Origin of the sequence: Streptomyces sp. NPDC052101 (genome assembly GCF_040680235.1) — a bacterium.
Taxonomy (GTDB): Bacteria; Actinomycetota; Actinomycetes; order Streptomycetales; family Streptomycetaceae; genus Streptomyces.
This window is the reverse complement of sequence record NZ_JBFAWH010000001.1, coordinates 108,367-120,929: the sequence shown is the minus strand read 5'-3', so window position 1 is coordinate 120,929 and position 12,563 is coordinate 108,367. Positions and strand designations below refer to the sequence as shown.

Genomic DNA, 12,563 nt, shown 5'->3' with positions numbered 1-12,563 from the left:
GGTCCGCTGGGACGGCGTCAACGGGTCATGAAGGAGGTGACGGGCAGCGCCCGGGAGACGATCCGGACGTCGCCGAGCCGGCCGTGCAGGATCTGGTCGATCCGGTCCGCATACTCGTAGCCGCCGAGCAGCCAGGGCCGTCCGGACGAGGCGATGCCGATCGCGGAGGCGTGCGGATTGCGGGCCACCGGACAGCCCTGGACGTACATCGTCGTGTGCCGTCCGTCGTTCACCACGGCCAGGTGCCACCAGGTCTCGCGGGCGGTCTCGTCGCCCCAGTTGGTGGCCAGCCGCTGCTGGTTGAGCGGATGCACCGCCCACTGCGGGCCGGGGCCGTCGGAGAGGGACAGGGTGGCGAGGGGCTCGTCCGGGTCGTCGGTGACCGTACCGACGGAGCCGTTGCGGCCGGTCCGGCCGACCAGGCCTGACCAGGCGTGGTGCGCGGGATCCCAGTCGGCGGGCAGCCAGTAGAACGCCTCGATGGTGTAACCGTTCCTGAACGTCGCCGAGTTGAGCGGAGCGCTGTCGACCGTCTTCAGGTACGCGCCCGTCAGCGGCGACGTGGAGCCGGTGAACTCCAGGCTTCCGTGGCCCGGCTGATCGGGGTGGTGCTCCGCCGACCAGCCGAGCGAGCCGCCGCCCACCGAGACCACGGTGAGGTCGTTGCCGCGGCCGGACAGGTCGCGGACCGTGCCCGAGACGGGCGACTCGAACCGCCAGTAGGCGACCGTGCCCGGTATCAGCATCTGCGACACCGGCCGCGCCGGGCGGACCGGCACCGGGTCGAAGCCGGAGAAGCGGTCGGCGAAGTCGATACCGACCGAGAAGCGGTCCGCGTCGCCGCTCAGCTCGATCTCCTGCCGTTCCAGCTCGTTGAGCCCCTTCCCCGCTCGGCCGAGGATCCACGGCGAAACCGTTTCCACATCGATGACGTCACGGTCCAGGTCGAAGTGGTAGAGGCGGATCATGGCGGCACCGCCGAAGTAGCGGTTCTGGTAGTTCGTCAGATGCAGATGGACCTCGTTGCCGGCCGCGTTCTTGCGGATCGCCCGGCCGGCAGGCCAGAAGTGGCCGTTGAGGGCCAGGAAGATCTGGTCGTGGTCCGCGATCAGCCGGTCCCACAGCTGCTGCCCGTAGTCCGACAGGGAGTCGTCCCCGGCGACCAGTTCGTGCGTGGTGAGGACGACCGGCGTCCTGGGGTGCCGGGCCAGCACGTCCTTCGCCCAGGCGTACCCCTGCGCCGACAGCCGCCAGTCCAGGGCGAGCACCATCCACCGGCGGCCGGCGGCCTGGAACAGGTGGTAGGTGTTGTAGCCGTCCGCGGAGGCGCCGCCGAAGGTCGGCTTGTTCCGGAAGCGCTGCGGCCCGAAGGCGTCCAGGTACGGCGTGGCGCCGCGTTGGTCGTCGGTGGACGACCTGATGTCGTGGTTGCCGGCCAGCACGCTGTAGCCCACACCCCGCCGGTCGAGGATCCCGAACGCCTCGCCGATCGCGGAGAATTCGTCCTCGGCGCCGTTCTGGGTGAGGTCGCCGAGATGGGTCAGGAAGACGATGTTGTCGTCCTCGCCGTGCTCCAGCAGATAGCGCAACGAGGCCTCCAGCGGTGCCGGGTGGATGCTGGGGCCGTCGAACAGGTACTGGGTGTCGGGCATCACCGCCAGCGTGAACCGGCGGCTGTCCGCGTCCGGCCGCCGGCCGCGCCTCTCCGCCGCCTCCGCGACGGACGGCAGGGCGACACCGGCCGTGGCGGCAGCGCCCAGCAGTGCGGTGGCCCTGAGGAAACCACGTCTTCCGGCACCGGTCTGCGCGGGCTCGGCCTGCTCGTGATCATGCGAGGTACACACATGTGCTCCGTGAAGGTGACGGGGAAGGCGGGGGCGAGGGGGGCTACGGGGCTGCGGAACGCACCGACTCCGGCTCAAGGGGCGGACACCGGTGGGACGGGATGCGGTACGCGGGGAAGGCCTCGGGTGCGTACGACGCCGCGCCCGGCCGTTGACGCACCACGTCGATGTGCACCACACCCGCGGGACGCGGCAGGGGCTCGGAGCGGTGCCCGGTGGCTGTCGGGTCCTCCGCGCGGTGGCGGGTGACCGAGAGCTGACGGGACTCTTGCGACTCGACCTCGACCGCGGGCCACGGGGCGTCCACCGCCGCCGGACCCGGACCCGGCGCGGACCGAGCCGGGACGGTCCTGCGCAGCCGGATCCGCGGCGCGCACACCTGCGTACCGCGCGGCGCCCCCGTCTCCTCCTCGGCCGTCATCACCCGCAAGGTCAGCCACATCTCGCCGCCGCCCTCCGGCAGGGAGAAGGGCAGCGGAACGGACGCCGTCTCGCCCGGCCGCAGCTCGGGCAGCTCGGCGGGAGCCGTCACGGTACGGCCGTCGGCCAGGGCCAGCTCCCAGGCCGCCGCCAGCCGGGCGAGGCCCCGGGAACGCTGATGGTTGGTGACGACGATGCCCTCGTGCCGGTAGCACCGGATCCCGACCGGCGCCGCGAACTCCCGGCGCCCGTCCCGCTCGTACCGGGATGCGGTGACACCGCTGTCGTACGGCCGGGCACCCGCGGGCGCGGCCGGTCTTCCGTCGTCCACGCGCTGCAGGATCGCGCGGTCCCAGAACTCCCGGATGAAGCCACTCCGAATACCCGGGGTGGACTCGGTGGCCGCCCAGTGGTCCGCGGCCACGCCGTGTGGTGGTCCGTCGCATCCATCAGCGGACGGCCCCTCGGCGAGCGTGGCGCCGGTCAGCACCACGAGTAACGTTCATGCCGTGCCGGCAGAACGACGGTATCGACTCATCCTGAGAGCCCTGCGCTCCGGTGGCCCGGCCGCTGTGACCTCCGGTGTCGAGGTGGTCATCGCGGGAGTTGCGGGAAAGGTGCAGACGTGAAGCTCACGATTCTGGGCGGCGGCGGATTCCGGGTGCCGCTCGTATACGGTGCACTGCTGAGCGACCACGCCGAAGGGCGGGTCACCGAGGTCGTCCTGCACGACCTGGACGATTGCCGACTGTATGCGGTGGGCCGGGTGCTGGACGAACAGGCCGCCGGTATCCCCGACGCGCCCCGCGTGAGTGCCACCACCGACCTCGACGAGGCCCTCGCCGGCGCCGACTTCGTCTTCTCCGCGATCCGTGTCGGCGGCCTTCAGGGCCGGGCGGACGACGAGCGGGTGGCGCTCGCCGAGGGCGTCCTCGGCCAGGAGACCGTCGGCGCGGGCGGCATCGCCTACGGCCTGCGCACCGTCCCCGTCGCCGTCGACATCGCCCGGCACGTGGCCCGGCTCGCCCCCGACGCCTGGGTCATCAACTTCACCAACCCGGCCGGCCTGGTCACCGAGGCCATGTCCCGGCACCTGGGCGACCGCGTCATCGGTATCTGCGACTCTCCCGTGGGCCTCGGCCGCCGTATCGCCCGGGTCCTCGGCGCCGACCCGAAGCAGGCCTTCATCGACTACGTCGGCCTCAACCACCTCGGCTGGGTGCGCGGCCTGCGCGTCGCCGGACGCGATGAACTGCCGCGCCTGCTCGCCGACCCCGGCCTGCTCGGCTCCTTCGAGGAGGGAAGGCTGTTCGGCGTCGACTGGCTGCAGTCGCTCGGCGCGATCCCCAACGAGTATCTGCACTACTACTACTTCAACCGGGAAGCCGTACACGCCTACCAGCGGGCCGAGCGGACCCGGGGCGCCTTCCTCCGTGACCAGCAGGCCGGGTTCTACGCGGAGGCCCAGCGTACGGATCGGTCCGCGCTGGACGTGTGGGACCGTACACGCGCCGAACGCGAGGCCACCTACATGGCCGAGAATCGGGAGAGCGCCGGCGCGGGCGAGCGCGAGGCCGACGATCTGTCCGGCGGTTACGAGAAGGTCGCACTCGCCCTGATGCGGGCCATCGCCCGCGACGAGCGGACCACGCTGATCCTCAACGTGCGCAACGGAAACACGTTGTCCGCGCTCGACGGAGACGCGGTGATCGAGGTTCCCTGCCTGGTCGACGCGGGCGGCGCCCACCCGCTGGCCGTCGCCCCGCTGCCCGGTCATGCCACCGGGCTGGTCTGCTCGGTCAAGGCCGTCGAGCGGGAGGTGCTCGCCGCTGCCGAGTCCGGGTCCCGGCAGACGGCCGTGAAGGCCTTCGCGCTGCACCCGCTGGTCGATTCGGTCAACGTGGCGCGCAGGCTGGTCGACGGCTACAGCGAGGTCCATCCTGGCCTGGCGTACCTGAAGTAAGCGCTTCCGCGAGCTTTCCCCGCTACCCGCTGTCCGCTGTCCGCTGTCCCGCCGTCTCGCTGTCCCGCTTCCCCTCCGCTGTTCCACGGCTTCCTCTGGAGACCTCCATGCACGACGAACGCCGCCGGATCGAGGAGCGCGTCGCACGCCTCCACCACCAGCGCATCAAGCCCGCGATCTACGCAGCCGCCGTCCCCTTCGAGGTGGCGGCCTGGCAGCCCCCCGGAGAACCGGTTCCCTTCGAGGGGGCCGCGGCCGCCCCGTACACCCCGTTCGCCACGGACACACCCTGGGGCCCGCCCTGGGGGACGACCTGGTTCCGGATGCACGGCCGGGTGCCCGCCGAGTGGGCCGGCAAGCGGGTCGAGTCGGTCATCGACCTCGGCTTCGTCGGCGACTGGCCCGGCAACCAGGCCGAGGCGCTCGTCCACCGCCCCGACGGCACCCCGCTGAAGGCGGTCAACCCGCTCAACCAGTACGTGCCGGTCGCCCGTCCGGCGGCGGGCGGCGAAGTGGTCGAGTATCTGGTGGAGGCCGCCTCCAACCCGGACATCCTCGCGAACGGTTTCGCCGCACCGACCCCGCTCGGCGATCTACGGACGGCGGGCGACCGCCCCCTGTACACCTTCCGCCGCGCCGATCTCGCCGTCCTCGACGAGCAGGTCTGGCACCTCGACCTCGACCTGCAGGTGCTGCGCGAACTGATGGCGGAACTCGGCGAGCACGAGCCGCGCCGGCACGAGATCATGCACGCCCTCGACCGGGCCATGGACCTGCTCGACCTGGACGACATCTCCGGCTCGGCCCCCGCCGTGCGCGACGCCCTGCGCCCGGCGCTCGCCAAACCCGCCCACGCCAGCGCGCACATCCTCTCCGGCGTCGGCCACGCCCACATCGACACCGCCTGGCTCTGGCCGATCCGGGAGACCAGGCGCAAGACGTCGAGGACGTTTTCCAATGTGACCGCGCTCGCCGACGAGTACGAGGAGTTCGTCTTCGCCTGCTCCCAGGCCCAGCAGTACGCATGGGTCCGCGACCACTACCCCCAGGTCTGGGAGCGGATCAAGAAGTCGGTGGCGAAGGGGCAGTGGGCGCCGGTCGGCGGTATGTGGGTGGAGGCCGACGGCAATCTGCCCGGCGGTGAGGCCCTCGCCCGCCAACTGGTCCACGGAAAGCGTTTCTTCATGGACCACTTCGGCATCGAGACCAAGGGCGTCTGGCTGCCGGACTCCTTCGGCTACACCGCGGCCTACCCGCAGCTGGCGCGGCTCGCCGGCAACGACTGGTTCCTCACCCAGAAGATCTCCTGGAACCAGACCAACGCCTTCCCCCACCACACCTTCTGGTGGGAGGGCATCGACGGCACCCGCGTCTTCACCCACTTCCCGCCCATCGACACCTACAACGCCCGCTTCAGCGGGGAGGAGATGTCCCGGGCGGTGCGCAACTACGCCGAGAAGGGCGGCGCCAGCCGCTCCCTCGCGCCCTTCGGCTGGGGCGACGGCGGAGGCGGCCCCACCCGCGAGATCATGGAACGCGCCCGCCGTCTGCGGGACCTGGAGGGCTCGGCCAAGGTCGAGATCGAACACCCCGACGCGTTCTTCGCCAAGGCCCGCGCGGAGTACCCGGACGCCCCGGTCTGGGCGGGTGAGCTGTACCTGGAGCTGCACCGTGCCACGTACACCACCCAGGCACGCACCAAGCAGGGCAACCGGCGCTCCGAACACCTGCTGCGCGAGGCCGAGTTGTGGGCCACCACGGCCGCCCTGCACGCGCCGGGCTACGGCTACCCGTACGAGAGGCTGGACCGGCTGTGGAAGACGGTCCTGCTGCACCAGTTCCACGACATCCTGCCCGGCTCCTCCATCGCCTGGGTGCACCGCGAGGCCGAGGCCGAATACGCCCGCGTGGCAAGGGAGTTGACGGAACTCACCGGCGAGGCGATCACCGCGCTGGGCACCGGCGGGCCCCGCGTGTTCAACACCAGCCCGCGCGAGCGAGCCGAGGTGGTCCGCACTCCCGAGGGCGCACCGGTGTACGTGCGGGTGCCCGCGAACGGCTCCGCGCCCCTCACCCCGGCCGAACCCCCGCACCCGGTGACCGCGCGCGGACGCACCCTGGACAACGGGATCGTCCAGGTACAGGTGGCGGAGGACGGAACACTGGCGTCGGTGCACGATCTACGAGCCGGCCGTGAAGTCCTCGCCGGCCAGGGCAATCTGCTCCGCCTCCACACGGACCTGCCCAACTGCTGGGACGCCTGGGACATCGACAAGCACTACAGGAACCGCTACACCGACCTGCTGGAACCCGACTCGGTCACCGTGGCCGAGGAAGGCCCGCTCGTGGGTGCGATCCGGGTGGTCCGCTCCTTCGGCAAAGGATCCCGCATCACCCAGACGATCACCGTCCGCGCCGGCAGCGCCCGGATCGACTTCGAGACGGACATCGACTGGCACGAGACGGAGAAGATCCTCAAGGCGGGCTTCCCCGTCGACCTGCGCGCCCCGCATTCCTCCGCCGAGATCCAGTTCGGCCACGTCCAACGGCCCACCCACACCAACACCAGCTGGGAAGCGGCCCGTTTCGAGGTCCCCGGGCATCGCTGGGTACACATCGCCGAAACCGGTTACGGCGTCGCCCTCATCAACGACTCCACCTACGGCCACGACGTCACCCGTACGGTCCGCGACGACGGGGGGACGACCACCACGGTCCGCCTCAGCCTGGTCCGCGCCCCGCGCGTCCCCGACCCCGAGGCCGACCAGGGCCGGCATCGCTTCACCTACGCCCTGCTGCCCGGCGCGAGCATCGAGGACGCGGTGGCCGAGGGCTATGCCCTCAACCTCCCGCTCCGCGTGGCGGATTCGGCGGGCGAGCCCGAGCCGGTCGTCTCCGTCGAGGGAGAAGGCGTGACCGTGGAGGCGGTCAAGCTCGCCGACGACGGCTCCGGGGACGTGGTGGTCCGGCTGTACGAGTCCCGGGGCGGCCGGGCCGCCGGGGCGCTGCGCACCGGTTTCCCGCTGGCCGGCGCCGAGGTCACCGACCTGCTGGAACGCCCCCTGGGCGACGCGCGGACCGACGCGAACGGTGCCGTCCCGGTCACGCTCAGGCCCTTCCAGATCCTGACCCTGCGGCTGCGGCGGGCCTGAGCACACAGGCTCTGGCTCTACGTGCTGCGGCGGGCCGCAAATAAGGAGGGCGCAGTAATAACGTCATGTCGACATGACACCGCCGCACACCTCGCCCGTCTGCGAGGCTGATCCGGGCCGGCCGGTCGCCCCCCGTGACCGCGACCGACCGACCCGTTCCCCCGTTCCCCCGTGGAATCCCCCGTTGCTTCCCCGTGCTCCCCCGTGGGGGTTTCCCGTTCCATAAGGGAGAGTCGCGAGGTCCCGCTCTGATACACCCTGACGGCCACACTCCGAAAAAAATGTCCCCCGGGTCCCGGAAGAGGGGACCGTGGGGGACAGGCCGGCGGACTAGAGCGGCAGGGCCTCCACCGCCGAGGCCGCCTGCACGGGCAATGCCGGAAGGGCGATCTTCGCCCCCCTCTGCCGGGGAAGCGACACGGGCAGCAGTGATCGCGGCCCCGCGATCACCGTATAGTCCTGCGCCAGGAACGGCGGCTCAAGAACCCCCGGATCCTCACCCAGCGCCAGCTGCACGGCAGCCCAAGGTGCGTTCACCCCGCACAGCGACAACTGGTGCAAGCCCCCGGAGGGCCGCGTGTTGACGTCGAGCAGCACCGGCCGGTCGCCGAGCATGCGGAACTGGATGTTGGACAGATGGTGCAGCCCGAAGCCCTCCGCGATCAGCCGGGCCGGCTCCAGCCACCGCTCGTCCAGGGTGAAGCCCCGCCGGCGGCCGTTCTTGGTGCGGCCCACCGCGAGCCGCAGCCGGTTGTCGCGGCCGGTCAGGCAGTCCACCGAGACCTCGGGCTGCTCCAGGCGCGGCATCACCAGCCAGTCCACCGGTTCCCCGGCCCGCCGCAGCGCCTCGACGACCAGGTCCAGCTGGACCTGCGGGCCCGGGAACCCGGCGAGGTCGTCCAGCGAGAACGGGTCGCGGGTGATCATCCGGAAGCCGACCCCGCCGGCACCGGCGGCGGGCTTGAAGCACGCCATGTGCCCGGCCGACTCCAACTCCTCGACAGCGGCGAGGAGTTCGTCCGCCGTACGCACCCGCCACCACGGCGGCACCGGGACACCGACCGAGCAGGCCGCGTCGTATGCGGTCGCCTTGTCCTCGAACACGGCCACCGCCTCGGCGGTCGGTGCCAGCAGCGCCGTGCCGGCCGCCCGGAACTCCGCGCGGTGCGCCACGATCGCCGCTTGGTGCAGCCGGGGCACGAAGACGTCGATGCCGCGCCGGGCGCACTGGTCGAGGGCGTACTCGACGTACGCGGCCGGGGACAGGCCCTCCGGCTCCAGGTCGGCGGTGTCGGCGGCGGCGAGGACGGGGGAGTCGGGGTCCGCGTGCGTGGCATGGATCTCCACCGCGCGGTCGCTGGGATTTCTGCGCACCTGATCCATGAAGAACACGTTCTCCGCGTACGTGCGGTTGAGCCAGACGCGTACGCGAGAGGGCATGCAGGCCGCCTTTCGGGGCTTTTCGGGCAGGGCGCAGCGGCCCGTGCCCGGGCAGGAAGGAGGAAGGGACACCAAACAACCCCTGCGAAGAGGGAGGTTGGAGTGTCGGTGTCGGGGCGATCATACGGCTTTCAAGAGCCCGCGCGTGCAACGCGCGTGTTACGGAATCCGGGGGCGGTTGTCCAGACGGCTCGCGCAGCCTGCGACCGGCGTGCGCACCCGGCGATGGCCAGAAGGTGACGCACCGCCAGACCCCACTTGTCCGGTGTCCGGGAATGTGTTCTTGTGTTCCCCGTCGGAGGATCATCGGAAGGGGTGCGGGGTGGAGTCTGGGGCCGGGGCCGGGCAGCTGCTGGCCATCAGCGACCTGCACATCAGCTATGCGGAGAACCGCGCCCTGGTCGAGGAGATGCGGCCCGGCAGCGACGAGGACTGGCTGCTCGTGGCGGGTGACATCGCCGAGACGGTGGCCGATATCCACTGGACGCTGGAAAAGCTCGCGGGCCGGTTCCGCAAGGTGGTCTGGGCCCCGGGCAACCACGAGCTGTGGACCCACCCGAAGGACCCCGTCACCCTGCGCGGTGTCGCACGCTACGAGCATCTGGTGGACCTGTGCCGGGAGCTGGGCGTCGTCACGCCCGAGGACCCCTACCCGATCTGGCAGGGCCCGGGCGGCCCGGTCGCCGTGGCCCCGCTGTTCCTGCTGTACGACTACTCGTTCCTGCCGCCCGGCTGCGCCACCAAGGCCGAGGGCCTGGCCTACGCCGAGAACACGGGCGTCATCTGCAACGACGAGTACCTGCTGCACCCCGACCCGTATCCGACCCGCGACGCCTGGTGCCGGGCGCGGGTCGCCGAGACCGAGCGCCGGCTGGCCGCGCTGCCCGCGGACCTGCCCGTCGTACCGGTCAACCACTATCCGCTGCACCGGCATCCCACCGAGGTGCTGTGGTACCCCGAGTTCGCCATGTGGTGCGGCACCCTGCTGACCGCCGACTGGCACCGCCGATTCCCGGTCGCCACGATGGTCTACGGCCATCTGCACATCCCGCGCACCACCTGGCGCGACGGAGTCCGCTTCGAAGAGGTGTCCGTGGGCTATCCCCGCGAATGGCGCAAGCGCCCGGAACCGCCGGGAAAGCTGCGCCCCATCCTGCCGATGGAGGTCGAACCCGGTGATCGAGGAGCTGCTCCCGGAGTCGGTCGTGGCCGTGGAGGCACACGGTGACGACCCGCTGTGGGACGCCCCGCTCTACCCCGAGGAGGCGGCGCACGTCGCGCGTGCGGTGACCAAGCGCCGCCGCGAGTTCGCTGCCGTGCGCGGCTGCGCCCGGCGTGCCATGGAGAAGCTCGGTGTTCCGGCGCAGCCGATCGTCAGCGGCGAGCGGGGAGCACCGCGCTGGCCGGACGGCCTGATCGGCAGCATGACCCACTGCGACGGCTTCTGCGCCGCCGCCCTGGCCCGCGCCGGCGATCCGACCTCCCTCGGCATCGACGCCGAACCGCACGGCCCGCTGCCGGACGGCGTCGGCCTCACCGTCTTCCTGCCGGCCGAGGCCGAGCGGCTCGCCCGGCTCGCCGGGCAGCGGCCCGCCGTGCACTGGGACCGGATCCTGTTCAGCGCCAAGGAGTCCGTCTACAAGGCGTGGTTCCCCCTCACCCGCGCGTGGCTGGACTTCTCCGAGGCCGACATCACCCTCCACCCGAGCCCCGACGACGAGTCGCAGGGCACCCTGCGCGCCGAACTCCTCGTCCCGGGGCCCTGGGTCGGCGGCCGCCGGCTCCAGGTCTTCGACGGCCGGTGGATCGTACGCGACGGGCTGGTCGCCACCTCCGTGGTCATCCCGCGCCCCTGACGCCCGGCCGCGGCGGCCTGAAGCGCCCCCGCCGGTCAGACGGGCGGGTACCAGTCGCGGAGCAGACGGAAGAACTCCGCCTCGTTGCCCGACAGACCCGCCCGCGCCAGGGCCTGCTCCGCCTCGGCCAGCACGGCGGGCGGCACCACGGCCGGCCGACCGCCGTCCGGTGGCCCGTCGAAGGCGGCGCGCACGGTGTGCAGCAGCCGCAGATAGGCCTGTACGGCGGTGCGCTCACGGTCGGTCAGTACGGCGGTGGGCATCGGTCGGCTCTCCCCGAGTAGGCGTCACGGTCACGCGCGCTGCGGCGCACCACTCCAGCTTGCCGCCCACCACTGACAACGCCCCTCGGGTCCGCCCCGGATCGCCCGCTCAGCGGAGGCCAAACCCGCTGCCCGAGGGCCATCGGGGTGGCCGGGGCGCGGATCAGGGGCGTGCACGCCCCCGGCTCAGCCCTGTGCGCCCGGATACCCCAGGGACGCCTCGATCCGGCCGGCCACGTCGTCACGCTGCACCGGTCCGCGCAGGACCGAACCGGCCAGCCAGGTACGGCACTTGCTGGCCAGCAGCAGACCGAAGGTCTCGGCCGCGCGCTCCTCGACGAGGTCGAACCGGGTCCGCGCCGCGACCCGCTGCACCGTGGCCACGAGCGCGTCCTGGTCGGTGTCGTCCTGCAGCAGCCGCGTGGCGACCCCGATGCCGTCGACATCGTGTCCGCGGTGGTCGGCCTGCATGTGCCACAGCTCATGGCCGAGGATCACCAACTGGTGGTCGGGCGCGGTGCGTTCCTCCACGACGACGAGGTCGCGGTCGCTCAGATCCAGCCACAGCCCGCTCGCCGTACCCGGCGGGAAGGCGGCCGCACGGAAGTGCACCGGTCGGCCGCGGCGGCGGCCCATCGCGTCGCACAGCGCGCGATACAGCTCCCGCGGTGGCGCCGGCGCGGGCAGCGCCAGCCCGCCCACCAGCTCGTTGCACAGCCGGCGCATGTCCCTGCCGATGCCCACAGTCCTCCCCCGGCTCACGACTCGGGCCGCTTGACGCTCTCCAGGAGCATGTCGAGCCATTCCGCGACCTTGTCCCGGTGCTGGTCGGTGGGCAACTGCGCGGCCCGCCAGGCTATTCCGCGCACCCCGTGGTCCTGCAGCAGCCGCTCCAGCGGATCCTGGTCGGTCCTCGCGGCGGCCCGCTCCCGGTCGGCGAGCTTCTGCAGCAGCTCCTGCTCGGTGCGCTGCAGCGCGCCCGCCAGCGCCTCGGGGTCCTCCGCGGTCAGGAAACCGGCGTGCACCCGGAAGAAGCGCTGCAGCGCGTCGCAGTGCTCCATGGTGGGCCGCCGGTCGCCGTTGATGAGCGCGCCGGCCTGCTGCCGGGACATGCCCGCGCCGTCCGCGATCTCCTGCTGGGTGTACTTGCGGCCGTTGGGTTTCAGCCGGGTGCGGCGCAGCAGGCCCAGGCGCTGCAGAAAGCGCGCCTGGACGTCGGGCTCGCCCGCCGGCCGTCCGGTGAGCAGGGCCTTGACCACCGCCTCCGGAACACCACAGGCCACGGAGAGCCGCCCGACGTCGAAGACCTCGGCGTGCCGCACACCGAGCCGGTCGGCGAGCGCGGTGACGCGGGCGACGACGGCCGGCAGCTGGGCGGTCGCCGTGGCGCCCGGATCCTCGTAGCCATCCGTCACCGACAGAACTCCTACGTCTCTCAAGGGCTTCAGATGTGTCCGTGCATGTCAGCTTCTCACGAGCGATCGCGTGAACTTCCCGGAGAGTAGCGGGTGCCTCGAACTCACATCCAGGTGTCGCCACAACTGTGGCGAATTTCAGCCGTCAACGGCCGCAAAATGCCACGATAGTTGACACGGACTTGTCGGGAGCCGCAGGATCGCAGGGCC

9 protein-coding genes and 1 pseudogene are annotated in these 12,563 nt (G+C 71.8%); 4 read left to right on the top strand and 6 right to left on the bottom strand.

Features of this window, described 5'->3' with window-relative positions:
- Positions 1-17: 17 nt before the first annotated feature.
- Together AB0L75_RS00535 and AB0L75_RS00530 are read right to left on the bottom strand one after the other, a co-directional pair.
- Positions 18-1,844, bottom strand: coding sequence for a LamG-like jellyroll fold domain-containing protein (locus AB0L75_RS00535; RefSeq protein WP_365173392.1), 1,827 nt, complete (start codon positions 1,842-1,844; stop codon positions 18-20).
- Positions 1,845-2,196: 352 nt separating this feature from the next.
- Positions 2,197-2,694, bottom strand: a pseudogene (locus tag AB0L75_RS00530) (beta-galactosidase domain 4-containing protein); the annotation flags it as partial.
- A 195-nt stretch (positions 2,695-2,889) separates the two neighbouring features.
- Between AB0L75_RS00530 and AB0L75_RS00525 the strand changes: the two are divergent.
- Together AB0L75_RS00525 and AB0L75_RS00520 are read left to right on the top strand one after the other, a co-directional pair.
- Positions 2,890-4,227 carry a 6-phospho-beta-glucosidase gene (locus AB0L75_RS00525; RefSeq protein WP_365173389.1) on the top strand — a complete coding sequence of 446 codons (1,338 nt, stop codon included), beginning with the start codon at positions 2,890-2,892 and terminating at the stop codon, positions 4,225-4,227.
- A gap of 107 nt (positions 4,228-4,334) precedes the next feature.
- Positions 4,335-7,379, top strand: a complete 3,045-nt coding sequence (locus AB0L75_RS00520) for a glycoside hydrolase family 38 C-terminal domain-containing protein (protein WP_365173386.1) — start codon at positions 4,335-4,337, stop codon at positions 7,377-7,379.
- Positions 7,380-7,709: 330 nt separating this feature from the next.
- Here the strand turns inward: AB0L75_RS00520 and AB0L75_RS00515 are convergent, their stop codons facing one another.
- Positions 7,710-8,819 (bottom strand): ATP-grasp domain-containing protein, encoded by a 1,110-nt coding sequence (locus AB0L75_RS00515; protein ID WP_365173383.1) that lies wholly within the window; start codon positions 8,817-8,819, stop codon positions 7,710-7,712.
- Between the two features lie 322 nt (positions 8,820-9,141).
- On the opposite strand from AB0L75_RS00515, the gene AB0L75_RS00510 reads away from it, so the two are divergent.
- Positions 9,142-10,047 (top strand): metallophosphoesterase, encoded by a 906-nt coding sequence (locus AB0L75_RS00510; RefSeq protein WP_365173381.1) that lies wholly within the window; start codon positions 9,142-9,144, stop codon positions 10,045-10,047.
- On the top strand, positions 9,995-10,675 hold the full coding sequence (locus tag AB0L75_RS00505) for a 4'-phosphopantetheinyl transferase superfamily protein (RefSeq protein WP_365173379.1): 681 nt from the start codon (positions 9,995-9,997) through the stop codon (positions 10,673-10,675). Before AB0L75_RS00510 ends, AB0L75_RS00505 begins: the two co-directional genes overlap by 53 nt.
- A gap of 35 nt (positions 10,676-10,710) precedes the next feature.
- Here AB0L75_RS00505 and AB0L75_RS00500 read toward each other — a convergent pair whose 3' ends face one another.
- The 3 genes from AB0L75_RS00500 to AB0L75_RS00490 all read right to left on the bottom strand — a co-directional run bounded on the left by AB0L75_RS00500 (position 10,711) and on the right by AB0L75_RS00490 (position 12,353).
- Positions 10,711-10,938, bottom strand: a complete 228-nt coding sequence (locus tag AB0L75_RS00500; protein ID WP_365173376.1) for a hypothetical protein — start codon at positions 10,936-10,938, stop codon at positions 10,711-10,713.
- Positions 10,939-11,124: 186 nt separating this feature from the next.
- Positions 11,125-11,664, bottom strand: a complete 540-nt coding sequence (locus AB0L75_RS00495; protein WP_365174802.1) for a toxin-antitoxin system, toxin component — start codon at positions 11,662-11,664, stop codon at positions 11,125-11,127.
- A gap of 32 nt (positions 11,665-11,696) precedes the next feature.
- Positions 11,697-12,353: a helix-turn-helix transcriptional regulator gene (locus tag AB0L75_RS00490; protein WP_365173374.1), complete on the bottom strand. Its 657-nt coding sequence runs from the start codon at positions 12,351-12,353 to the stop codon at positions 11,697-11,699.
- Between the last annotated feature and the right edge of the window lie 210 nt (positions 12,354-12,563).

Coding starts and splice junctions, on each gene's coding strand:
- AB0L75_RS00520 (WP_365173386.1), top strand. CDS start 4,335: ATGCACGACGAACGCCGCCGGATCGAGGAGCGCGTCGCACGCCTCCAC.
- AB0L75_RS00515 (WP_365173383.1), bottom strand. CDS start 8,819: ATGCCCTCTCGCGTACGCGTCTGGCTCAACCGCACGTACGCGGAGAAC.
- AB0L75_RS00495 (WP_365174802.1), bottom strand. CDS start 11,664: ATGCGCCGGCTGTGCAACGAGCTGGTGGGCGGGCTGGCGCTGCCCGCG.
- AB0L75_RS00500 (WP_365173376.1), bottom strand. CDS start 10,938: ATGCCCACCGCCGTACTGACCGACCGTGAGCGCACCGCCGTACAGGCC.